20 protein-coding genes, 1 tRNA gene and 1 pseudogene are annotated in these 21,939 nt (G+C 63.1%); 11 read left to right on the forward strand and 11 right to left on the reverse strand.

The genetic code is table 11. From position 1 onward, the window contains the following. Positions 1-230 precede the first annotated feature (230 nt). Entirely contained in the window at positions 231-512 is a 282-nt protein-coding gene (locus NMLP_RS04595; protein WP_015408968.1) for a hypothetical protein, read from the forward strand. A gap of 146 nt (positions 513-658) precedes the next feature. Here the strand turns inward: NMLP_RS04595 and hepT are convergent, their stop codons facing one another. Then, a complete protein-coding gene (gene hepT / locus NMLP_RS04600) occupies positions 659-1,105 on the reverse strand; it encodes a type VII toxin-antitoxin system HepT family RNase toxin (protein WP_015408969.1) in 447 nt (148 codons plus the stop codon). Then, positions 1,102-1,542, reverse strand: a complete 441-nt coding sequence (mntA, locus tag NMLP_RS14200; RefSeq protein ID WP_015408970.1) for a type VII toxin-antitoxin system MntA family adenylyltransferase antitoxin — start codon at positions 1,540-1,542, stop codon at positions 1,102-1,104. Before mntA ends, hepT begins: the two co-directional genes overlap by 4 nt. 497 nt (positions 1,543-2,039) lie before the next feature. On the opposite strand from mntA, the gene NMLP_RS04610 reads away from it, so the two are divergent. Beyond that, positions 2,040-8,123: a beta strand repeat-containing protein gene (locus NMLP_RS04610; RefSeq protein WP_049926162.1), complete on the forward strand. Its 6,084-nt coding sequence runs from the start codon at positions 2,040-2,042 to the stop codon at positions 8,121-8,123. 40 nt (positions 8,124-8,163) lie between these two features. Here the strand turns inward: NMLP_RS04610 and NMLP_RS14725 are convergent. Together NMLP_RS14725 and NMLP_RS04615 are read right to left on the reverse strand one after the other, a co-directional pair. Then, positions 8,164-8,423, reverse strand: a pseudogene (locus NMLP_RS14725) (hypothetical protein); the annotation flags it as partial. 176 nt (positions 8,424-8,599) lie between these two features. After that, positions 8,600-8,684 (reverse strand) — tRNA-Leu (locus NMLP_RS04615). Between the two features lie 158 nt (positions 8,685-8,842). Between NMLP_RS04615 and NMLP_RS04620 the strand changes: the two genes are divergently transcribed. Beyond that, positions 8,843-9,325 (forward strand): helix-turn-helix domain-containing protein, encoded by a 483-nt coding sequence (locus tag NMLP_RS04620; RefSeq protein WP_015408972.1) that lies wholly within the window; start codon positions 8,843-8,845, stop codon positions 9,323-9,325. Positions 9,326-9,349: 24 nt separating this feature from the next. Here the strand turns inward: NMLP_RS04620 and NMLP_RS04625 are convergent, their stop codons facing one another. Next, complete coding sequence (locus NMLP_RS04625; protein ID WP_015408973.1) at positions 9,350-9,595, reverse strand: DUF5822 domain-containing protein; 246 nt, start codon at positions 9,593-9,595, stop codon at positions 9,350-9,352. Between the two features lie 99 nt (positions 9,596-9,694). On the opposite strand from NMLP_RS04625, the gene panB reads away from it, so the two are divergent. From panB to NMLP_RS04640, 3 genes are all read left to right on the forward strand, one after another. Then, positions 9,695-10,501 carry a 3-methyl-2-oxobutanoate hydroxymethyltransferase gene (panB, locus tag NMLP_RS04630; RefSeq protein ID WP_015408974.1) on the forward strand — a complete coding sequence of 269 codons (807 nt, stop codon included), beginning with the start codon at positions 9,695-9,697 and terminating at the stop codon, positions 10,499-10,501. Positions 10,502-10,589: 88 nt separating this feature from the next. Next, entirely contained in the window at positions 10,590-11,732 is a 1,143-nt protein-coding gene (locus NMLP_RS04635) for an ABC transporter ATP-binding protein (RefSeq protein ID WP_084260782.1), read from the forward strand. After that, positions 11,729-12,586, forward strand: a complete 858-nt coding sequence (locus NMLP_RS04640; protein ID WP_015408976.1) for an ABC transporter permease — start codon at positions 11,729-11,731, stop codon at positions 12,584-12,586. Before NMLP_RS04635 ends, NMLP_RS04640 begins: the two co-directional genes overlap by 4 nt. Before the next feature lie 13 nt (positions 12,587-12,599). On the opposite strand, the gene NMLP_RS04645 is transcribed toward NMLP_RS04640, so the two are convergent. From NMLP_RS04645 to NMLP_RS04655, 3 genes are all read right to left on the reverse strand, one after another. Next, complete coding sequence (locus tag NMLP_RS04645; protein WP_015408977.1) at positions 12,600-13,034, reverse strand: CBS domain-containing protein; 435 nt, start codon at positions 13,032-13,034, stop codon at positions 12,600-12,602. 97 nt (positions 13,035-13,131) lie between these two features. After that, positions 13,132-13,314, reverse strand: a complete 183-nt coding sequence (locus NMLP_RS04650; RefSeq protein WP_015408978.1) for a DUF7576 family protein — start codon at positions 13,312-13,314, stop codon at positions 13,132-13,134. 73 nt (positions 13,315-13,387) lie between these two features. Continuing rightward, positions 13,388-14,734 (reverse strand): RimK family alpha-L-glutamate ligase, encoded by a 1,347-nt coding sequence (locus NMLP_RS04655; protein ID WP_015408979.1) that lies wholly within the window; start codon positions 14,732-14,734, stop codon positions 13,388-13,390. 148 nt (positions 14,735-14,882) lie between these two features. On the opposite strand from NMLP_RS04655, the gene NMLP_RS04660 reads away from it, so the two are divergent. The 5 genes from NMLP_RS04660 to NMLP_RS04680 all read left to right on the forward strand — a co-directional run bounded on the left by NMLP_RS04660 (position 14,883) and on the right by NMLP_RS04680 (position 19,569). After that, positions 14,883-15,890 carry a succinylglutamate desuccinylase/aspartoacylase family protein gene (locus NMLP_RS04660; protein WP_015408980.1) on the forward strand — a complete coding sequence of 336 codons (1,008 nt, stop codon included), beginning with the start codon at positions 14,883-14,885 and terminating at the stop codon, positions 15,888-15,890. A gap of 186 nt (positions 15,891-16,076) precedes the next feature. Beyond that, complete coding sequence (sdhC, locus tag NMLP_RS04665) at positions 16,077-16,469, forward strand: succinate dehydrogenase, cytochrome b556 subunit (RefSeq protein ID WP_015408981.1); 393 nt, start codon at positions 16,077-16,079, stop codon at positions 16,467-16,469. Position 16,470: 1 nt separating this feature from the next. Then, positions 16,471-16,836 (forward strand): succinate dehydrogenase hydrophobic membrane anchor subunit, encoded by a 366-nt coding sequence (locus NMLP_RS04670; protein ID WP_015408982.1) that lies wholly within the window; start codon positions 16,471-16,473, stop codon positions 16,834-16,836. A 2-nt stretch (positions 16,837-16,838) separates the two neighbouring features. Further along, entirely contained in the window at positions 16,839-17,696 is an 858-nt protein-coding gene (locus tag NMLP_RS04675) for a succinate dehydrogenase/fumarate reductase iron-sulfur subunit (protein ID WP_015408983.1), read from the forward strand. 43 nt (positions 17,697-17,739) lie between these two features. Continuing rightward, entirely contained in the window at positions 17,740-19,569 is a 1,830-nt protein-coding gene (locus NMLP_RS04680; RefSeq protein ID WP_049926681.1) for an FAD-binding protein, read from the forward strand. A 308-nt stretch (positions 19,570-19,877) separates the two neighbouring features. Here the strand turns inward: NMLP_RS04680 and NMLP_RS04685 are convergent, their stop codons facing one another. From NMLP_RS04685 to thiE, 3 genes are all read right to left on the reverse strand, one after another. After that, positions 19,878-20,258 (reverse strand): cupin domain-containing protein, encoded by a 381-nt coding sequence (locus NMLP_RS04685; protein ID WP_015408985.1) that lies wholly within the window; start codon positions 20,256-20,258, stop codon positions 19,878-19,880. Between the two features lie 148 nt (positions 20,259-20,406). Then, complete coding sequence (gene thiM, locus NMLP_RS04690; protein ID WP_015408986.1) at positions 20,407-21,234, reverse strand: hydroxyethylthiazole kinase; 828 nt, start codon at positions 21,232-21,234, stop codon at positions 20,407-20,409. Next, positions 21,227-21,871, reverse strand: a complete 645-nt coding sequence (gene thiE, locus NMLP_RS04695; protein ID WP_015408987.1) for a thiamine phosphate synthase — start codon at positions 21,869-21,871, stop codon at positions 21,227-21,229. The genes thiM and thiE overlap by 8 nt, the downstream gene beginning before the upstream one ends. Positions 21,872-21,939 lie beyond the last annotated feature (68 nt).

A 21,939-nucleotide genomic window follows, 5' to 3' on the forward strand; every position in this document is an offset into this window, starting at 1 on the left:
GTGGGTGTTCCCAAACCCGCGTTCGGACTCGACTGATTGGGCCGGGACGCGAGGAGCAATGTAATGATGACTGACAGCACCAGATTCCAAGAGCGAGCGGGGTCGCGCCCAGCGTACAGACGCAGAAACAGCGGTGACTGCCGGCGAGTCGTCCTATCGGCCAACGCCATACCAGACCTGCTCGTCGATGGGCCACCGCAACGAGACGGCCGGCCAGCACCGGAGGTCCGATGACCGACGACCGATCCGGGGACGGCCCAAGTCTCGCGCGGGTCCGCACCTCGCTCGAACGGACGACCGAGCGTATTGAGGAACTCGAAGCGGACCTAAAAGACAAGCAGACACAGTTGTCCCACCAGCGCGAGCGCATCGACCGCCTAGCAGCAGAGTTGCTGAACAAGGACAGACGGATTCAGCAACTCGAAACCGAAAACGACCAGTTACGGAGTCGTATCGGCAGCATCGAGACCACTCTCGACGGCGGCGAATCGCCCGATACCGCCGAGAACTGACGACGAGAAATGGCTCTTGCCACGCGTGTTCGTCTGTGCATACTGCACGAAATCGACCCCGAGCAGTTCGACCAGCGACGAGTCAATGGACGGGCGGCTGGTCGAGCGACAGGCGCGCGGTGCAACTGGTCGATACGGTCTCATCCTCACTCCAGTACCCCACTGTCATCGAGATATTCGCGTACAGCAAAGAGAAAGTCTCGATACCGGTCAAGCTCCTGTAACGCGTCGTAGCCATCGTCGTGCTTGATCGCGTTCCCGTAGGTATGTGCGAGAACGTTCCGGAAGCGCGCTGCTTGGGTCATCTTCTCTGTGGTCGCGTCATCAAGCACGTCCATATGCCCCAGTGCAACCATCACTGCCGGGTTGCTATCTGGTTGTGCCCCACGTTTCTGGCTGACGAGCGTCCGTGCGATGTCGAGCGCCGCCTCGGTCAACTTGACGAACCGGCGCTCGACGATATCCCGCGCCGCTCGGTCGGTCGTGAACTCTTTACGAGACAACGATTGTTTGCCAGCAAGCACCGCCAGACTCGCCTCCATCGTTTCGACAGCGCTGACGATGCGTTCGATGTCGTCGTCGGAGAGAGTCATGCGAGGTGGTCGTCAATAGACGCGAGAGCGTCGTCGAACCGCTCTGCCGGCGACCGGCGGTCTTCGGTCGCGTCGTCCAGCAGTGTTTCGCGGAGATGACTGGCCGCTTCGTCGGTACCGACGACGAGCTTCCCGTCGCGGAATATCGCACGGAGGAGCGCCGGCGGTGCCGAACGAAGGTCGACTACGTCGATATCGTCGGTTCCGAGTGCGAGTGCCAGGTCAGCACCCAGGCCGAGACGTGCGTCCAGATGTCCGGACTCGCCCGGTTGACAGTCCTCGAAGGCAATCGCAACGTCGAAATCACTGTAGTCGTGGCTCTCACCGCGAGCCCGAGAACCAAACACGATTCCGACCGAAACGGGATGAGCAGCAAGCACTGACTCGACGGTCTCAAGCCAGTCAATGTCGTCTCCGTCCGCGGTCGAATTCGCCATACACAGGTGTAGGCTGGAATTAGATAAAAGGGTTCGGACGGGGATTCCCTCGTATCGGGGCGACCGGGCCTGCCCAAGGTGCCGAACTCGTGACACCGACGGCCAGTCCGGGCGGACCGATGCCTGCACAGCCTCACCGATAGCGGGAAACTGCCAGTCTGAGCGACGAGTGTTCATATGTGCATATTGCTATTAAGTGGATACTCACTCGAACCTAGGTAGAACCCGCGTTCGGGGATACGCACGAACGTCAGCGTGAGGATGATAATGATATTCGACGACCAAACAGACAGGGCAGACGAACAGAGCGCGAACAGCGTACAAAACAATACCAACGGACGGAGAGCGGTGATTTATACAGGAGACGACACTGGTGCTGGAAAATGTATTGCACTCGGGGTGCAACACCAACTCCGTCGAAGTGAGCGAGACGCTGTCATTGCGAGTCCAGACGTGACAACCAAACTCGATACCGACAGTTGCCACTGGTGGGCTGCATGAGAGCGACACTGAACAGGGAGCAAATTGGGTCTATCTTCTTCTCCCTGCTATTGATCACGTCGGTATTTGCGGGTGTAGTTGTGATGTCGGAACCGGCTCAGGCGGCGGAGACGACGTCACAGTTGGACTTCTCTAGTATTTACGACGCCGACGTTGTCTACGGCTCGGACGAATCTGGGGATTTCGACGGTGGTGGAGGTGCACTCGTGTCGTCTACGGTGGCTAGTAACAACGGCAATCCGGGAAGTGACGGTGTTCCGGACGATGGTGTAATCTCCGCAGATCCGGGGCTTCACCCGAGGTTTGAGCTCGCAGACTTTCACGACAGCAGCGGTAACAACGCTTGGCAGGAGCTTTCTACAGGTTCGAGAACGGCAAGTGTTACCAACGGCGAGTACAATAATGTCCACGTCGTCGCATCGGCTGGAGGCGCAGGAACGGGAAGCCCGGCCAAATTCGAACTGATATTGCACTATGATGATGGGACGACCGACGCGTGTGAGTTTACCGTCAACGACTGGTTCGGATCTGTGCCCAGCGACGGCTACGCAGTTAGAGATGGTATGGACAGGTGGGATAGCGATTCATACGATGACGCAAACAAAGCAGGAATCTGGGGCTTCGCAGTAAGTGCCGATTCGAGCAAGACACTGACAAACGTTGAAATCGACGTGACGGAAAATCAGGCTGGGTCGTTCGTATTCCTCGGCGGCGCGGCAACGACCAAGTCGAGCAGTGAGACAAATAGCGCACCGACAGCCGACGCGACTGTCGGGGATACGTCCATCGTCGAGGGGCAGAGTGTCAGCTTCGATGGTAGTAGATCCAGCGACCCGGACGGAGACTCACTTAGCTACAGTTGGTCGTTCAGGGACGGTGGTTCGTCGACCGCCACCAGCCCCAGTTACACGTTCCCGGATGCAGGCGGGGGAGCCGGCGGAAGCGCGACGTACACACCGTCACTGACGGTGAACGACGGGAACGGTGGCTCGGACTCGGATTCGACGGCATCTATCACAGTCTATAACGACTTCGACGGTGACGGGCGGGCAGACGATGACAGTGCAACTGGCGTGAGCACCGACAGCGACGACGACGACGACGGAATAGATGACTCGAGCGACCCGGCCCCGTACAACGTGTATCCGGAAGCGCCGGACGGGACCGAGTCCACAGACGAGGACAGTACCCTCACCGGCGACCTAGCCCAACTCGCTAATGACGGGTACAAAAGCTACGACTCCAACACCGATTCGATCATTATCGAGAAGGTCGATGGGGAGAGTTTCTCTACGGAGAGCACGGTGACGTTCAGCTCTGGAGCAACAGTCACCGTCAAGAGTGACGGAACGTGGACGTACGATCCCAACGGACAGTACGAGAATCTCGATAGCGGCGACTCGAAGACAGACAGTTTCACCTACACCGTTACCGACGACGAACATGAGGGCACCGCAGCGGCGACTGACCAGGGAACAGTTTCTATAACTATTAATGGCGTCAACGATGCGCCCACTGCGCCCACCGACGACGATAGCACGACAAACGAGGTATCCGAAGACGACACGGCTGGCACGGCAGTCGGAATCACCGCCTCGAGTACGGACGTCGACGACGGTGACACTGTCTCGTACGGATTGACGGACGATGCCAACGGCGCGTACAAGATCGATTCCTCGACTGGGGAAGTGACTATCGACGACCCCGCGGAAGTCGACCACGAGGCTGCAAACAGTAACACCATCACCGTGGAAGCCTCGGACGAGACAGATGCCGTCACAACGGATTTCGATATCACCGTCACCGACGTCGATGAGACGCCTGACTTCATCAACGGCGGCCCCAGCAGCGTGGCTGAAGACGCAACTAACGGGACTGCTGTCCACGATGTCGACACATCTGTCGACACCAGTGCCAGCAACAGCCCGGATGTCGGCGTCAGCTACACCATAACCAGCGGTAACAGTGACGGCGCCTACGAAATCGACAGTTCCACCGGACAGATAACCGTCGCCGATACCACACAACTCGACCACGAAGTCTCCAGCAGTCGGAGTGTCACCGTTGAGGCCAGCGAGGAATCGAAGAATCAAAGCCAAGACATCACGCTGAACGTCAACGACGCCGACGAAACGCCCACCTTCACCACCAGCGGTTCCGACAGCATTCCTGAAAACACTACCAATGGTACCGCAGTTCACGACGTCGGGGCAAACGTCGGCGGCGACTCCGACGAAGGTGTCAGCTACACGTTCACCGACGGCAACGGCGACGGTGCCTACACTATCGACAGTGTGACGGGCGAGATAACCGTCGCTGATGAAACCCAACTTGACCACGAGGTCTCCGGCAGTCGCACTCTCACCGTTGAGGCCAGTGAGGGAAGCGCGACAAACACACAGTCCGTCGACATCGACGTCACCGATATCAATGAGACGGCCATCTTCACTTCTTCGACGAGTAACGATGTCGACGAGAACAAGACAAACGGCGCGACGGTTCACGATGTCAATGCGGATGTCGACGCGCACGGGGCTCAAGCAAGCGACACTGGAATTACCTACGCGATTACCAGCGGCAACGTTTATAACGCCTTCGCCATCGACAGTTCGACCGGCCAGGTGACTGTCGATAACGCCTCCGCCGTCGAGACTGAACTCCGCACGAATCAAAATATTACGTTCACTGTCGAGGCTACCGAGGGCCAACAGACCCAGACACAGACCATCACGGTTGACATCAACCAGGTCGACGAGGTGCCAGTGTTCACCTCTGGAACCAGTGCCAGCGTCCGCGAAGACGCGCTCAACGATTTCGTCGCACAGGACGTACAGGCGAACGTTGGAGGCGATCCCGATGAAGATGTCACCTATCAGATCACCGGCGGCAACAGTGCAGGACTGTTCGAAATTGAGCGTGCAAGCGGCAAACTGAAAATAGACTCATTCCAAGATGCTATTGAACTTGACCACGAAAATATCACGAGCGTTACACTCACTGTCAAAGCCAGTGAAAACACTGTGAGCACTACGCAGAAGGTCACAATTGATGTGGCTGACATCGACGAGAGACCGAAGCTCGGTGTCCCACCAGCACCCGCTGTCACGGAGAGTGCTTCCAGCAACACGCAGTTTCATGATGTCGATGCCTATGTCGACGAGGCAGACCGTACGTTTGATGTGGGCGTGAACTATACCATCGTTGGCGGGAATACCGATAGCGCGTTTGCGATAAACAATTCAACCGGGGAGCTGACCGTCGACAACGCTTCCGCTGTCGAAACCGAAATTCGTTCTGATTTGACGATTACCGTCGAAGCGGCCGAAGGGGATGAGTCTGACACCCAAGACATCACCGTGGATATTAGTCAGGTCGACGAAGTGCCCGAATTTACCTCCGGCACGACTGCTTCCGTCTCCGAAGACGCCACCAACGGCACTGCTGTCACCGATGTGGAGGCCGACGTTGGCGGTGCCGCCGACGAGGATGTCAGCTATGCGATCACCAGCGGCAGCAACGACAACGCATACACTATCGACAGCAGTTCCGGTCAGATCACACTCACTAACGCCACTGCAATCGATCACGAGGCCTCGGACACTTGGAGCATCACCGTCGAAGCCAGCGAGGGGACTGAGACGAACACACAGACCCTCGATATCGACGTCACTGACGTCGACGAACGCCCGTCGTTTACTTCTGACACCACGGCAACTGCCTCCGAGTCAGCCACTGTTGGTACGGACGTGCTTGATGTCAACGCCACTGTCGGAGGAGACGATGATGAGGGTGTCAACTACGCGATTACTGCAGGTAACGACGACGTGGCAGGCAACGGTGGTGAGGCCTTCGCCATCGACAGTTCCGGCCAGATCAACATAAGTGATACAGAGGACATCGACGAGTCTGAGCAAAGTAGTTTCTCGCTGACAGTCGAGGCCAGCGAGGGGACCACGACGAACACCCAGACAGTTACGATCACCGTCACCGACGACGTAGCGCCAATCTTCAAGCCCGATTCGAGTACACCCGCAGACGATGCGACGGACCACGCCCCCAGCAACGATATCCAACTCGAGTTCGACGAGGACGTGGCACTCGACAGCGGGAATATCGAAATCGTCGACGACAGTGAGGGGTCCAGTACACAGACGCTCAACGTCGCCGACAGTGCAGTGTCCGCCTCGGGTAGTACCGTCACTGTCTCACCGTCGAGTACCCTCGAACCGGAGACGAGCTATCATGTCAAGGTGGACAGTGATGCCATCGAGGACGGCTTCGGGAACAGTTACGACGGGGTTTCCGACGACACCACGTATAACTTCACGACTGCAAACACAGCAGCCTCGTTCACCAGCCCCAGTCCGGCGTCGGTGTCGGTCGACGAAGACGGCAGCGTGAACCTCACAACTGTGCTCGAAGTGCGGGACGTCTCCGCCAGCGACGACCTGACTTGGACGGTCACGAGTGCGCCCAGCAACGGTAGCCTCGCCGGAGTTGACGGCAACACAAACGCCGATCTGAAAGGGAATAACAGCCCGCATACACTCTCGACCTCGCCCACCTACACGCCTGACCCCGAGTTCAACGACGGCGGAACTCCCGACGACAGCTTTGAGGTGAAAGTTACGGACAACAACCCCGGCACAAGCGACACTATACCCGTCGAAGTGACAGTCGTCACTCTCAACGACGCGCCCTCGATCGAGGTCGGCAGCGACCAGACCGTCATGAACAATACTACTCAACAGACAGTCTCGAACGTCGCCACCAATTTCGACCCGGGCGGCGGCAGCGACGAGAGCACTCAACGTATCAGCGACTTTTTGATCACCAACGACAACAACGGCCTGTTTGCCAGCCAGCCTGAGATCAACAACGACGGGACTCTCACCTTCACGCCAGCAGACGGCGTACAGGGAACGGCGACGGTTGAGGTGCAGGTGATAGACGACGGGGGAACGACAAATGGCGGAACCGATACGTCGGCCCCCAGTCGGTTCAATATCACCGTCGACAACAGAGGGCCGACGATCACCGACCTCAGTGTGAACAACCCATCCGGCCAGAATGTGAACGTTTCCTTTGAGAGCGACGAATCGCTGTCGACGATCAGTGTCTCAATCAGTGATGCCGAATCCGCAACACTCGACGAGGTTAATTTCAGCGAGACTGACACCGGCGACGGCACCTACACCTACGAGGCTACTTACAGTGGTTCTACCGACGGCAGCTACAATGTCTCGCTCGACACTATCGAAGACACTGCCGGGAACTCCGGTGAAACCGACGAGTCCGATAGCGTCGACGTTTCGACTGGCGGTGGCGGCGGTGGCGGCGGTGGCGGCGGTGGCATCGGTGGCATCGGTGGCATCGTTGGCATCAGTGGCGATGACGACGAGGAAGACGGAGGCAACCCCGATGATCGCGGTGGCGACCCAGATAGCGCCGGTGCCGGTGGGGAAGATGGGGACAATCTCGGTGACGACGGGGACAGCGGCGATGGCGGGGTGGAAGACGGTGGCGATGAGACCAGTGGCCCACGGGAGCCGAGCGGTGAAACGAGTGGGGACGAAGAGTGGGTCGAACCTTCCGAGTTTCACGCAGTCGATATCGTGGACGTGCAGCTAGTAACCGCCCCCGCAAACAGCGTGAACGCGACGAGCATCGTCACGCTGGACAATCCATCCACGGACGACCAGCGGACCGACGTCCGGTTCGTCATCGACGGTGAGGTCGTCGAAGAACGCGACGTCGTGGTTCCGGGCACAGAACGGGTGAACGTGACCCACAGCGAGATCCTCGAGGAGCCCGGCACCCACGAGTCGGCCTCGAATATCGCCACGAGGGCGGACGACGGTGGAACTGTCCGCACATACGACTTCGAGATCGGATCCGTCGAACTCGACGAGGACGGAACCGAACTCGCCAGTTCGAGTGCTGTCCCACCGTCCGGTCCTGACGACGCGGACACTGGTGAAGCTGCGAACGCACGGGGAACTCTGTTGTTCGCCCTGCTCGGATTGGTGGCTCTGGTCGCTGTCATACTGGGGGCACTCTACTGGCGTCGCTCCGACTAGACAAACACAACAGGATTTCACTCACGATCGTCGGTAGCTCTCACCAGTTATGAGTGCTTACTCGGTTTTGCGCCGTGGTGAATCGCCAGACGTGGCTTGATTTCACCGCCTGCTCGATGTTGTGAACGACACATATCAAAACGGGCTCACGAAACTCACCGTCCCAAGCCCGCGCACGGCGTCGCCGAGCGTGCGCCTAATATCCGAGAAGACGGTCTCACACATCGCTCGTTGCCTGAACTCACGATGTCTTATTAGTGGTCTTGCTCCCTCGTTAGGAGGTTTCTCGCGTGATTTCATCACGAAACAGGGCGGATACCTCGGGGCTTGACCTCGAGGCGATTGGCCCAGTATCCGTTGTGCTCGCCTCACCCACTGACAGTTGTACTGCACGCTACGGGCAGTGTTTCGTGAGATTTGCGTGGGTGCTGTCTGCGAGCACCCGCACTGGATTGGTGGCGGTGAGCCACCGACAGTGCGTGGGACCGGATTTGAACCGGCGGACCTCTACAGGACAGCGCCCTCAACGCTGCGCCGTTGGCCTGGCTTGGCTACCCACGCACGGCGTATCTGTCTGCAATCCTCAGTAATCCGGGGGGCAATAAAAGGGCTTTCCTTTCCCCCGGGGACGCTCGTTGGGTAGCGATTCCACCCCTCCCGGACGGAAGCGCGGAGCGCGGTACCGCAACTTCAAGTGTGTTCCGGCAGTTCGGGGGGGTATGGCGAAGTACTCCACCGGCGGCGTCGGGGGCGACTCCGGCGGTGCCTGTGAACTCTGTGGAGCGGAGGGGCGATCCCTCGAGACCGCGACGGTCGCGGGGGCGCGACTCGAGGTCTGCAGCGAGTGTGTCGAACACGGCGAGTCGGATTCGCACGCGGACGACGATCGGACGCGCGAACGCCGTCGGAAGGCCGCACAGAACGCCGCCAAACTCGACGACGCCCGGTCTGTCGAGACGGACTGGGAGGCGGGCACGGACTACGAAGACGACCCGCTTCCGTACCTCGTTCGCGGCTATGGCGACCGCGTCGAGGAGGCCCGGCAGGCGGCGGGGCTGCAGACTGACGAACTCGCGGCCGACGCCGAGATCGACGAGGACGACCTCGTCGCGATCGAACAGGGGCGGGCCGCGCGCGCGAACGTCGGCGGGGCCGCCATCGAGTCGCTCGAGGCGTGTCTCGGAATCGAACTCGCCGAGTGAAGCGCCGACACACCTGCGAAGACGCTACTCGTCCGTCTCGGCGGATGCTCGCCGCCACGCGTAGAGGTACACCAAAACGGCGATACAGAGCCACGCGACCGCGCCGGCCCGGACCGCGAAGTTCGCGCGCTGGCCCCACGTCGCCAACTCGAAGGGAAGCGACGAGAGCGCAACGGCGGGCGCGCCGACGACAATCGTCAACACGAACGTCGTCTGCATGACCCACCCGTAGTCGATGCCCTCCGGATCGGTCGTCTCGACGGGGCGCATACCGCGTCTCGGTGAGAGAGCGTGTAAGCGGTTACGGTTCGGCGCCGTCGGTGCCCTGGAAGCGGGAGCGTTTAACCTCTCGGGGGACGCAGTTCGCGTATGCGAGCGAAGGACATCCGCGCGAAGGCCGGCGAGGAGCCGATCACGATGCTCACCGCCTACGACGCACCGACGGCCCGGTTGATCGACGAGGCCGGCGTCGACATCGCGCTCGTCGGGGACTCGGTCGGCAACACGCGGCTCGGGTACGACTCGACACTGCCGGTCACCGTCGACGAGGTGGCGAGCCTCACCGCGGCCGTCGCCCGCGCGACCGAGGACGCCCTCGTCGTCTCGGACATGCCGTTTCTCTCCTTTGGGGCCGATGCCGACGATGCGATCGAGAACTGCGGCCGGATGCTGAAGGAGGCGAACGCGGACGCAGTCAAACTCGAGTGCGGGCCCCACACGGTCGAGTTGACGCGTCGGCTCACGGAGATCGGCGTTCCGGTGCAGGCCCACCTCGGGTTGACGCCGCAACGGGAGAACGAAACCGGCCTCTACCGGCAGGGCACCGAGGAGGAATCCGCCCGAAACCTCCTCGATCTCGCCCGCCAACACGAGGCGGCGGGGGCGTTCTCGCTCGTCTTGGAACACATCCCGGCGAACCTCGCCGAGTCAGTCACCGAGGCGCTGTCGATCCCCACGATCGGGATCGGCGCCGGTCCCGACTGTGACGGCCAGGTGCTCGTCGTCGACGAGGTGATCGGCCTCTCTGAGCGGACCGCGCCGTTCTCGAAGCGGTTCGGCGACGTTCGCGGCGAAATGAAGGGGGCGATCGACGACTACGTCGACGCCGTCGAGTCCGGGGCGTTCCCCGCCGAGGAACACAGCCACCACGAGGACGGCCTCGACGACATATACTGAGACCCCATCCGCGTGCCGGACGCCGCGGTGGTCCGGGCAACTGGGCCGCCGGACACGACTTATGTGGCTCCGACACGTCTATTCCGGCATGGCAGAACGCGTGTCGGCCGGCGAGCGGGCGGGCACCGGGGCCGCTCCAACCGACGACGGAACCCACGACGACGAAGCGGGCGGCGACACAGCAGACGACGGACGAAGGCGTCGGCGAGCGGACACCGACGAGAGCGCGCCCCGTCCAGACGCTCCTGCCCTCGCTGTCGACGACATCTCGAAGTCCTTCGGGGACGGCGACGATGCCGTCGTCGCCGTCGACGACGTGAGCTTCGCCGTCGATCGCGGTTCGGTCGTCGGACTGCTCGGTCCTAACGGCGCCGGCAAGACGACGCTGATAAAATCGATCCTCGGGACGGTCGTCCCCGACTCGGGGACGGTGCGGCTGTTCGGGGTCGACGCGGCATCGGATCGGCGGGCGGCGTACGCCGACATCGACGCGATGCTCGAGGGGGCCAGAAACGACTACTGGCGGCTCACAGTGCGGGAGAATCTCCGTTACTTCGCGACGATCGGCGGCGTCGACCCCGACTCTGTCGCCGCCCGTCACGACCGGCTTCTCGACCGACTCGGCCTCGCCGAAAAGGCGGACACACCCGTCCGGGAGCTTTCGCGGGGGATGAAACAGAAAGTCTCGCTGGCGAGCGTCCTCGCCGGCGGGGCGAAGCTCGTGTTCCTCGACGAGCCGACGCTCGGGTTGGACGTCGAGAGTTCGCGGACCCTCCGGCGAGAACTCCGTAGGCTGGCCGACGAGGACGACCTCACCGTGGTGCTCAGCAGCCACGACATGGACGTCGTTGAGGCTGTCTGTGATCGGGTGATCGTCGTGGCCGACGGCCGAATACTGGCGGACGACGCCGTAGCCGCCCTCGTCTCCCGCGCGAGCGCCGACGTCGTCGAGGTCGCAAGCCCGGACTTCGAGGAGCGCACCCTCGTGGCGCTCGACGAGCGCTTCGAGGTTCAGTCCGTCACGCCGGCCGAGACCGGGGGGCGGACCCGGATCGAGGTGGCGGCCGACGGGGATGAACTGTACGCGTTGATGGACCACCTCCGCGAGGCCGGCGTCAGGATCGACGACGTCCGAACGCGTCGCCCCGACCTGGAGGACGTGTTCGTCGATATGACGGAACCCGAAACGGAACGACACGAAGCGACCGCCGCGGTGGAACGACAGCGGTGAGCCCTCCCGATTCCGACCGCCACACCGACCGGCGGACCGACGGGGCGCCCGGCGGGACGGCCCTCCGAGAGACGCCGCGCCGTGCGACGTACTACCACCTGGTGCGGGCCGTCCTGTATCGCGAACTCCTGATCTTCGTCCGGTACCCGGCTAACGCCGTCGGCGGCGTCGTCGTCTCGGTGTTCTTTTTCGCGCTGCTTTTTTACGGTGGCCGGCTGCTGGCCGGGGAGGCACTCGCCGACTCGATCGAGGGCATCGTCGTCGGCTACTTTCTCTGGACGCTGTCCGTCGGGGCCTACTCCTCGGTTTCAAACGATATCGCAAGCGAGGTTCAGTGGGGAACCCTAGAGCGACACGTCACCACCCCGTTCGGCTTCGCGCCGGTCGCGCTGTTGAAAGGCGTCGCGAAGGTCGTTCGAACGTTCCTGCTTTCGACTGTCATCCTCGCCGTGATGTTGCTCGTGACCGGAACGACGCTGAGTCTCGATCCGATCACTATCGTCGCCGTCGCCGGGCTCTCGATCACGTCGGTTCTCGGCCTCGGGTTCGCGGCCGGCGGCGTCACGGTCCTGTATAAACGAATCGGCAACTGGCTCAACCTGCTGCAGTTCGGCTTCGTCGTCCTCGTCTCCGCCCCGGTGTTCGACGCCCCGTGGACCCGGGTCCTACCGCTGGCCCACGGGAGCGCGCTGCTTCAGCGGGCGATGGTCGACGGCGTCCGGCTCTGGGAGTTCGCTCCCTTCGACCTCGGGTTGCTCGTCGCCGTCTCGGTCGGCTACCTCGCCCTCGGCTACCTTGTCTTCCAGTACGCGACCCGGCGGGCGCGGCGGCTCGGGGTGCTCGGAGACTACTGAGAATTGTAGTAGCTTACTCCCACTCGCCGTCGACGATGTCGGCCTCGGCCTGATGGGCCATGTTCACCTGATAATCCGGGAGGTGGAGCGCGAGGTCGGTCGTCGTGATGATCCCGACAGCCTGGCCACCGTCGACGACGGGGAGTTTCTTGACGCCGTTGTGACCCATCCGCTCGGCCGCGGTTCGGACGGATTCGCTCCGGCGAACCGTGACGACGGGATCGGACATCAACTCGCCGACCGGCGTTTCGGGGCTGAGCCCCTGGCCGACCGCGGCGACCACGTCGGACTCGGTGACGATTCCGAGGAGTCGGTCGTCGCCGACGACGAGCGACCCGATGCTCTTCTCGCTCAGTCTCCGTGCGGCGTCGGCCATCGTGGTTCCTTCCGACACGGTTTCGACCGGCGACGACATCAGTTCCTCGACACCATCGTCCTGTTGGGTCATATCCGCCCGTACTTCACGGACAATGATAATAGTATGGCATTCGCCGGAGGGGAACTCACGGTGCCCGGCGACGGACTCGATCGGGCCGACGACACGTTCACTCGCTCCACTCCGACCGGCACGCCGACGTACAAAAGTGCACTGTCGAGACCGATCCTTCCTTGACGCGCGTGAGGACCTGGTGGGTGGGTTCGTTCACGATCGGCTCCGAGCACACCGCACAGCGCGGCGCCGTGTCTTCCGTTACGTCCTCGCCGAGATCCGATGTCGGGTCGACCATTTCCTTGCACGGTTGTGGGGCAGGTATATCAACGATTATGTTCGAGGGAAGCGCCCGACACCGACCGGTCGCGTCACTCCTCGAGCGTCGTCTCGTCGAGCGCCAGCGGTTCGCTCTCGTCGGCCTGCCGGCGAACGTCGACGTGGTAGTGTTCGAGGATGTCCCGGCCCAAAAGCAGCGGATACTCCATGTGCCCGCGGTCCTCGATGCTCGCCGTGACGGTGTGTTGTTTGCCGCCGATGCCGACGACCAGATCGACGACCGGGCGCGACCGGCCGGACTTGACACTCCCGGATTTGATCTTGACGATGTCCTTTATCGGGCCGGTGCCGATCTCGGCGGCGAGGTGGGCGTCGATACTCGTCCGCGTCGCGCCGGTGTCGGATTTCGCCATTACGCTCCGCTGGCCGCTCGTCCCCATGACGACGACTTCCTCGACGTAGCCGATCACCGGCGTCTCCGTCGGGACCGACGCCTCGGGTTTCGGCATACACGCCGGCCGCGAGTCGCCGAGGTTCGCCGTCAGGTCGTGGACGCGCCCGGGGTCGACCTCGCCGCCCGCTCGCTCGATAGCCAGTCTGGCGATGTGGGGCGCGGGCGAGCGGCCGGTCGCCTCGAACAGCCCCCGGAACCCGGCCGTCGGATTGACTTCGAGGATGTAGTAGCCGTCCTCGCCCTCGACGATGTCGACGCCCGCGTAGTCGAGGCCGATCTCGTCCGTCGCCCGCTTGGCCATCGTCGCGGCCGCCTCGGGCAACTCGTCGGTCACGTTCTCGACGCGGCCGCCCAAGGCGACGTTCGTCCGCCACTCGCCGTCCGGTGCGTAGCGGTTCATCGCGCCGACGATCCGCTCGCCGACGACGTAGATCCGGAGGTCGTGGTGGCGTTTTTCGTCGTGTTCGATGAGTTCCTGGAGGAACGCCTGCCGCGAGCCGACCATCGGGTTGATGTGATCGTCGGTGTCGAGTTTCCAGGTGCCGCCGCCGTGGGTGCCGATCGCGGTCTTGTAGACGACCTCGTCGCCGAATCGGTCGCGCCGGGCGTTCAGTATTTCCCCCGAGAGTGCCATAAGAGCGTCGGGAACGGGCAGTCCCGCCTCCGCGAGGGCGGTCCCGGAAGCGAATTTGTGCATCGCGGTCATCGTCGCAGTCGGCGTGTTCAACACCGGACGGATGCGGTCGAGCATCGTTGCCAGCCCGAGCCCCTCCGCGGGCTGTTCTTCCTTCGAGAGCAACAGCCGGTTGACGACGATGTCCACGTCGGGTTCGAGCGTTACGACCCCATCGGCGATGTCGACGGCGGTGTTTTCGGCGCGGAGCCACGCGGTGTCGTGGCCGAGGTCGTCGACGGCGTTGAGTATCGCTTTCGTCTCCTTGGAACTGTGGAGGCTGAGAACGCCGACGGTGAGCGGATCGGGCATACGTCGGCTGTGGGCGGTTTCGGCAAAACGCTGCCGATCCACGAGTTCCCCGGCGTCGCTCCGTGGCCGATAGCGTATCGATACGTACCGATGCGTGTCCCTTCGCGACGGACGGCGTATTTATACCCCGTCGCGTCGTGGCTCGGGTGTGTCGGAGAGATTTACGTACGACGGCGGCGCGGTCGGTCCCGGCGAGACGCAGGAGTTCCGTTTTACTGTCAGCGAGACGTACCTCGGCGACCCCGTCCGGATCCCCGTTACGATCATCAACGGCGAGCGCGAGGGGCCGACGCTCTGTCTGACCGCGGCGGCCCACGGCGACGAACTCAACGGAATCGAGATCGTCCGGGAGGTCGCCCACGAGTGGGATCACTCCGGGCTCCGTGGAACGTTGGTCTGTCTTCCGGTCCTCAACGTCCCGGGGTTTATCGCCCAACAGCGGTACTTGCCGATCTACGACCGCGACCTCAACCGGTCGTTCCCGGGCGACGACTCGACGACGAGCGCAAAGCGGATCGCCGCCCGGGTGTTCGAGAACTTCATCGAGCCCTGCGACATCGGGCTGGACTTTCACACCTCGACGCGGGGGCGGACGAATATGCTTCACGTCCGCGCGGACATGAGCGATCCCCCGGTCGCCAGGGTCGCAAACGCGTTCGCTTCGAACGTCGTCATCGCGGGGCAGGGACCGAGTGGGTCGTTGCGGCGGGAAGCGAGCGAGGCGGGCACCTCGACGGTCACGGTCGAGTTGGGCGAGGCCCACCGCTTCCAGCGGCCGCTCATCGACGCGGCGCTGGAGGGCGTCCTGTCGGTGATGGCCGAATTCGGGATGTCGGCGACGGAGACAGTGAAATGGCCCGGGTGGCGGACCGTTATCGACGCGTCCGAGCAAAAGACGTGGCTCCGGGCCGACGCCGGCGGCCTCGTCGAGATGCATTACGACCGCGGCGCGCTCGTCGAGGCGGGCGAGGCCGTCTGTACGATCACCAACCCGTTCAAAACCGATGCGACGACCGTCGAAGCGCCCTTTAGCGGCGTCCTCGTCGGTGTCCTCGAGAACCCCCTCGTCTACCCCGGCAACCCGCTGTGTCACCTCGTCGCGCTCGACGAGTCGACGCTCCGGGCGTTCCGCCGGTATCACTGTGCGCACGAATAACAACCTTTTTAATAGTTTTATATACTCGATCGCCGTCGCCGCCGCCAACCCCCGAGCGCGGGGGCGCTCTCGCCGCCGCGGTCATCGGAAAACGCCGGCGAACACCCGCGAGCGGTTCGTACAAAGGCCCACGACACGTTCGCAGGTAGTAACTACTATACCACCGGGGTACCCACCATAGCGTGCATGAGTCAATCGTACGACCGAGGTCTGATAGAGGACTTCGGGCGGTGGCAGGAGTTCTCCGCCGGCATGTGGGCTTGGATCTTTCACAAGTTCACCGGCTGGGTGCTCATCGGCTACCTCTTTACCCACGTGGCGGTGTTGAGCACCGCCACCGTGGACGGGGCGACCTACACACAGACGCTCCAGGGGCTCGAGAGCCTGCTTCTCGTCCGATTCCTCGAGGTCGGACTGCTCGCGGTCGCCGCCTTCCACATCCTCAACGGCGTCCGCCTGCTGTTCGTCGACTTGGGTGTCGGGATAGAGTCACAGGACAAGGCGTTTTACGCCGCACTGATAGCGACCGCGGCCATTACGGTCGCGAGCATCCCGACGTTCCTCGTGGGGGCGTTCTGAGATGGCCGAACACTATTCATCGTTCGAGCCGAAGGGGACGCGGTGGCTGCTCCAGCGAATCACGGCCGCGTTTTTGGTCGTCGTGTTGGCGTATCACTTCCTGCTGTTGCACTTCGTCAACCACGCGGCCGACATCACGTTCGCCGGAACACAGGTCCGGATGAGCCAGGTCGGCTACTTCTCCACGATGGTGTTGTTCCTCGTGACCGCCGCCTTCCACGGCGTCAACGGCGTCTACAACGCTCTCGTCAACCAGGGTCTCGACGGCACCCAAAAGACCGTCGTCAAGTGGTCACTCGTCGCCGCGGGAACGCTCCTCGTCGTGCAGGGGACCCGCGTCGCGAGCGCCATGACGGGGTTGTTCTGATCATGAGTACACAAGTCCAAGAGCGCGAAAGCGAGACCGAGACCGAAGAGACGTCCGAGCACCAAGAGCGACGGCTCTCCGAGAAGCGCGAGCGCGCCGGAATGCGCGAGCGCGCCGAGACGGACCTCTCGGAGACCGACGAGACGGTCCGGATCAAGGTGTTCCGCTACGATCCCGAGGTGGAGGGAAAAAAAGACCCCCGCTTCGACACCTTCGAGGTGCCGTTCACAAAGGGGATGACGGTGCTGGACTCGCTGATCTACGCCCGGGATCACTTCGATTCGAGTCTCACGTTCCGACACTCCTGCCGGCAGGCGATCTGTGGCTCCGACGCGCTGTTCGTCAACGGGGCACAGCGGCTCGGCTGCAAGACGCAGATGGTCGATCTCGAGTGGCCGGTCCGGATCGAACCGCTCCCGCACGCCGAGGTCGTCAAGGACCTCGTCGTCGACATGGAGCACTTTTACGAGCAGATGGAGGCCGTCGAGCCGTACTTCCAGACGAACGACCTCCCCGAGGGCGAAGAGCAACGACAGACCCGCGAGAACCGCGAGAAGGTCAAGATGTCCACGCGCTGTATCTGGTGTAGCGCGTGTATGTCTTCGTGTAACATCGCCGCGGGCGACAACGAGTACCTCGGCCCCGCCGCCATCAACAAGGCGTATCGCTTTGCGATGGACGAACGCGAGGGCGAGGAAATGAAAGAACACCGGCTCAATATCATCGAACAGGAACACGGCGTCTGGCGCTGTCAGACGCAGTTCTCCTGTACCGAGGTGTGCCCGAAGGACATCCCCCTGACCGAGCATATCCAAGAGCTCAAACGCGAGGCCGTCAAGAGCAACCTGAAATTCTGGTAGCAGTAGCCATAAGTCGTTCAAAACCCAACATAATACCATGACAATACACGAACACGATGTGATCGTCGTCGGCGCAGGCGGCGCCGGCCTCCGAGCCGCTATCGCGGCCGACGAGGAGGGCGCGGACGTGGCGATGGTCACGAAACTACACCCGGTTCGCTCGCACACGGGCGCCGCCGAGGGCGGTATCAACGCGGCCTTGCGGGACGGCGACGACTGGGAGCTGCACGCCTACGACACGATGAAGGGGTCCGACTACCTCGGTGACGCCCCGGCCATCGAAACGCTCGCCCAGGACGCCCCCGAGGAAGTCATCCAGCTCGAACACTGGGGGATGCCCTTCTCGCGGGAGGACGACGGACGCGTCTCACAGCGCCCCTTCGGCGGGCTCTCGTTCCCCCGGACGACATACGCCGGGGCCGAGACGGGTCATCACCTGCTGCACACGATGTACGAGCAGGTCGTCAAACGGGGCATCCAGGTCTACGACGAGTTCTACGTCAGCCAACTGGCCGTCACGGACCACGACGATCCCGAAGACCGGGAGTGTCACGGCTGCGTCGCCTACGACATCAAGTCCGGCGATGTCGCCGGCTTCCGTGCGAGGAACGGCGTCATCCTCGCCACCGGTGGCGACGGGCAGGTCTTCGATCACACCACGAACGCGGTCGCCAACACCGGCGACGGGCCGGCGATGGCGTACCGTGCGGGCGTTCCGGTCGAGGACATGGAGTTCGTCCAGTTCCACCCGACGACGCTGCCCTCGACAGGTGTGCTCATCTCCGAGGGCGTCCGGGGCGAGGGCGGCATCCTGTATAACGGCGAGGGCGAGCGATTCATGTTCGAACACGGCTACGCGAACAACGCCGGCGAACTCGCCTCCCGTGATGTGGTCTCGCGCGCCGAATTGACCGAGGTCAACGAGGGCCGCGGGATCAACGACGAGTACGTCTACCTCGATATGCGTCACCTTGGCGAGGAGCGCATCTACGACCGCCTCGAGAACATCATTCACCTCGCGGAGGACTTCGAGGGCGTCAACCCTGTCGAGGAGCCGATGCCGGTCAAGCCCGGCCAGCACTACCACATGGGCGGCATCGAGACGAGCGAGCACGGCGAGACGTGCGTCAACGGGCTGTACGCCGCCGGCGAGTGCGCCTGCGCTTCGGTCCACGGCTCGAACCGGCTCGGCGGCAACGCGCTGCCGGAGCTCATCGTCTTCGGCGCGCGAGCCGGCCACCACGCCGCCGGGCGCGACCTCGGGGAGGCCGAGGTCCCGATCGGTCCCTCCGCGGAGAGCGAACCCGAAGAGGGTCTCGACACGCCGGTCGAGCCGGGCGCGCTCGACTCGACCGACGGCGACGTCGCCGCCGACGGCGCGATGGTCGAACCCACCGAGGTCGTCGAGCACGCCGTCGAGCACGAGCGGACCCGCATCGAGGAGATGCTCGAGGGCGACGGCACGAACCACGCCGAGATCCGCGAGGATCTCCAGACGGCGATGACCGAGAACGTCAATGTCTTCCGGGAGAAAGAGGGACTCAAGAAGGCCCTTGAGGTCATCCGCGAGTGCCGCGAGCGGTATCAGGACGTTGCCGTCTCGGATCCCTCGCGGACGTTCAACACCGACCTCATCCACACGATCGAGACGCGAAACCTCATCGACATCGCCGAGACGATCACGCTCGGCGCGCTCGCTCGCGACGAGTTCCGCGGCGCCCACTGGCGGCGCGAACATCAAGAGCGAAAAGACGAGGGGTGGCTCAAACACACGATGATATCCTGGAACGACGGCACGCCGAAGCTCTACTACAAGCCCGTCGTCCTCGAGGGCGAAAACAAAGAGTACGAGCCGAAGGTCCGCTCGTACTGACACCACGGATCGATCTTTCGCGGCGAGTCGGTTCCGTCGTCTGTCGAGTGGCCGCCTATTTATAAACGAACCGTCGACAGGCGCGTTCCCGGCATCTACGCAGGCGTACGCCGACGACTACCTCAGGTCCCTGCGCAACCACTTATAAATAACGGCCGGAAATACATACTCAGGCGCTGACAATATATAAACAATCGCCGGAAATATACGAACGACTGCCGATTGTCAGGAGTAAATAAATGACCGCCGAGTATATATAAATGACTCTGGCTATTATCAAGACCGGCGCCGGAGTCGAACCGTCCGGTCTAGCCGACGAACCCGTCCGTGCTCCACTCCGCGTCCCCCTCGTCCGGTTCGATTGAGACCGGCGCGCTGACCAACACGAAGGCGGCTTCCTCGTCGTCGTTTCGGATCTGTCGGGTCGCCTCGGGGGGGATCCAGACCGCATCGCCTTCCTCCATCCCGACGGGGTCGCCGTCGATGACGACGGTTGCCGTCCCCTCGATGAGGACGTAGATCTCCTCGTGGCCGTTCTCGGCGTGGTCGTGCGGTCGGCTCTTCCAGTTCGGCTCACACCGGGTGATCGTCACGCCGATCTTCTCGCTGTCGAGAGGCTCTCTGAGAAAGTGCATCCCGCCGGAGACGGGATCGATGTCGTGGTAATTGACGCGCTTGTACGTACTCATACCGGCGCTTCACAGGCCAGCAAGATAGGTTTCACGCCGGATCCTCGCCTCCGGATAGACAGTACCCGACCTCGTCCGCCAGACCGACAGCGTCCCCATCCACCAGACCGACAACGCCCCTATCCACCAGACCGACAACCCCCATCCGTCAGACCGACAGTACCCGCTCGACCCGGTCGGACCCCGATTCGGGCGGGTCCGAGCGCATCCCCGCGACCGCGTCGAGGAACGCGATCCGGTAGCTCGCCGGGCCGTTGTACTCGCCGGCGGCGGCGCGTTCGCCCGCCAGCCCGAACGCGACGGTCCCCGAGAGCGCGGCCTCGAGAGAGCGCTCAAGCCCGACGCCCGCCCCGAACGTCGCGAGCGTCACGCCGAGCATACAACCGGTACCGACGACCCGGCTCATCATTTCGTCGCCCGCGGAGACCTCGTAGGCCGCCTTCGGCCCGGCGACGACGTCGGTCTCGCCGGAGGCGACGGCGACGGTGTCGTACGCGCGGGCACACGACAGCGCCGCCTCGGCGACGTCGGCGTACTCGCCGACCGATTCGACGCCGCGGACCTCCGCGTCCTCGCCCGCGAGCGCCGAAATCTCGGCGTGGTTGCCCTTCAGGATCGTCACGTCGAGTTCCTCTAGGAGGCGGGTCCCGACCCGTGTCCGTGTCGGGGTCGCGCCCATCCCCACCGGATCGACGACTACGGGGACGCCGGTGTCGTTGGCCGCCTCGCCTGCGGCGAGCATCGTCGCCTCGCCGGCCTCGTCGACGGTTCCCATGTTCAACAGACAGGCGTCCGCGGCCGCGACCATCTCGGCGACCTCGCGCTCGTCGTCGGACATGACCGGCAACCCGCCCCAGTGCAGCGTCACGTTGGCGACGTCGTTGACGGTGACGTTGTTGGTGACCGAGTTGACGAGCGGTTCCGCGGCTCCGATGGCCTCGAGGGCGGCCGCCACGTCGACGACTGGGTCAGACATCGGCGCTCACCCCTTCGACGGCGTCGGCGAGTCGCTGTGTCGCGGCCTCCGGGTCGTCCGCCCCGGCGATCGCCGAAATGACGGCGACGCCGTCGGCCCCGGCGTCGACGACCGATCCGGCGTTCTCGGTCGTGACGCCGCCGATGCCGACGAAAGGGACGTCGACGGCCGCCTGGACCGCCCGCACCCGGTCGAGTCCGACGTTCGATTGCTCCGGCGTCGTCTCCTTGGAGGTCGTTCCGAAGACCGCCCCGACGCCGAGATAGTCCGCGCCCGCCGCCTCCGCCTCGCGGGCGGTCGCCGGGGTCGAGACGGAGCGGCCGACGATCGCGTCCCCGCCGAGCCGATCGCGGGCGACGGACACCGGAAGGTCGTCGTCCCCCAAGTGGACGCCGTCGGCGTCGATCGCGGCGGCGATGTCGATCCGGTCGTTGACGATCAACGGCACGCCGGCGGCCTGCGTCGTCTCGCGGAGCTCGAGGCCGAGTTCGTACCGTTCGCGCGCGCTCGTCCCCTTTTCGCGGAGCTGGACGAAATCGACGCCGCCGTCGATCGCAGCCTCAACGACCTCGGGCGTCGACCGACCCGCCGAAAGCCCTGCGTCGGTGACCAGATACACGCCGAAATTCTGACTCATACAACCCGATGGTATCCGCCGGTTGGGTATCGGTCTTTCCGTTCACAGCCACACATTTAAATAAAGCC

Origin of the sequence: Natronomonas moolapensis 8.8.11, assembly GCF_000591055.1 — an archaeon.
Classification (GTDB): domain Archaea; phylum Halobacteriota; class Halobacteria; order Halobacteriales; family Haloarculaceae; genus Natronomonas; species Natronomonas moolapensis.

Bases quoted from the DNA above. Each gene is read 5' to 3' on its own strand.
- NMLP_RS04650 (WP_015408978.1), bottom strand. From the start codon at position 13,314: ATGGTCGACCCGACATCGGATCTCGGCGAGGACGTAACGGAAGACACG.
- mntA (WP_015408970.1), bottom strand. From the start codon at position 1,542: ATGGCGAATTCGACCGCGGACGGAGACGACATTGACTGGCTTGAGACC.
- hepT (WP_015408969.1), bottom strand. From the start codon at position 1,105: ATGACTCTCTCCGACGACGACATCGAACGCATCGTCAGCGCTGTCGAA.
- NMLP_RS04625 (WP_015408973.1), bottom strand. From the start codon at position 9,595: ATGCGCCCCGTCGAGACGACCGATCCGGAGGGCATCGACTACGGGTGG.
- NMLP_RS04595 (WP_015408968.1), top strand. From the start codon at position 231: ATGACCGACGACCGATCCGGGGACGGCCCAAGTCTCGCGCGGGTCCGC.
- NMLP_RS04610 (WP_049926162.1), top strand. From the start codon at position 2,040: ATGAGAGCGACACTGAACAGGGAGCAAATTGGGTCTATCTTCTTCTCC.
- panB (WP_015408974.1), top strand. From the start codon at position 9,695: ATGCGAGCGAAGGACATCCGCGCGAAGGCCGGCGAGGAGCCGATCACG.
- sdhC (WP_015408981.1), top strand. From the start codon at position 16,077: ATGAGTCAATCGTACGACCGAGGTCTGATAGAGGACTTCGGGCGGTGG.
- NMLP_RS04675 (WP_015408983.1), top strand. From the start codon at position 16,839: ATGAGTACACAAGTCCAAGAGCGCGAAAGCGAGACCGAGACCGAAGAG.
- thiE (WP_015408987.1), bottom strand. From the start codon at position 21,871: ATGAGTCAGAATTTCGGCGTGTATCTGGTCACCGACGCAGGGCTTTCG.
- NMLP_RS04670 (WP_015408982.1), top strand. From the start codon at position 16,471: ATGGCCGAACACTATTCATCGTTCGAGCCGAAGGGGACGCGGTGGCTG.
- thiM (WP_015408986.1), bottom strand. From the start codon at position 21,234: ATGTCTGACCCAGTCGTCGACGTGGCGGCCGCCCTCGAGGCCATCGGA.
- NMLP_RS04655 (WP_015408979.1), bottom strand. From the start codon at position 14,734: ATGCCCGATCCGCTCACCGTCGGCGTTCTCAGCCTCCACAGTTCCAAG.
- NMLP_RS04635 (WP_084260782.1), top strand. From the start codon at position 10,590: ATGGCAGAACGCGTGTCGGCCGGCGAGCGGGCGGGCACCGGGGCCGCT.
- NMLP_RS04620 (WP_015408972.1), top strand. From the start codon at position 8,843: ATGGCGAAGTACTCCACCGGCGGCGTCGGGGGCGACTCCGGCGGTGCC.
- NMLP_RS04685 (WP_015408985.1), bottom strand. From the start codon at position 20,258: ATGAGTACGTACAAGCGCGTCAATTACCACGACATCGATCCCGTCTCC.
- NMLP_RS04645 (WP_015408977.1), bottom strand. From the start codon at position 13,034: ATGACCCAACAGGACGATGGTGTCGAGGAACTGATGTCGTCGCCGGTC.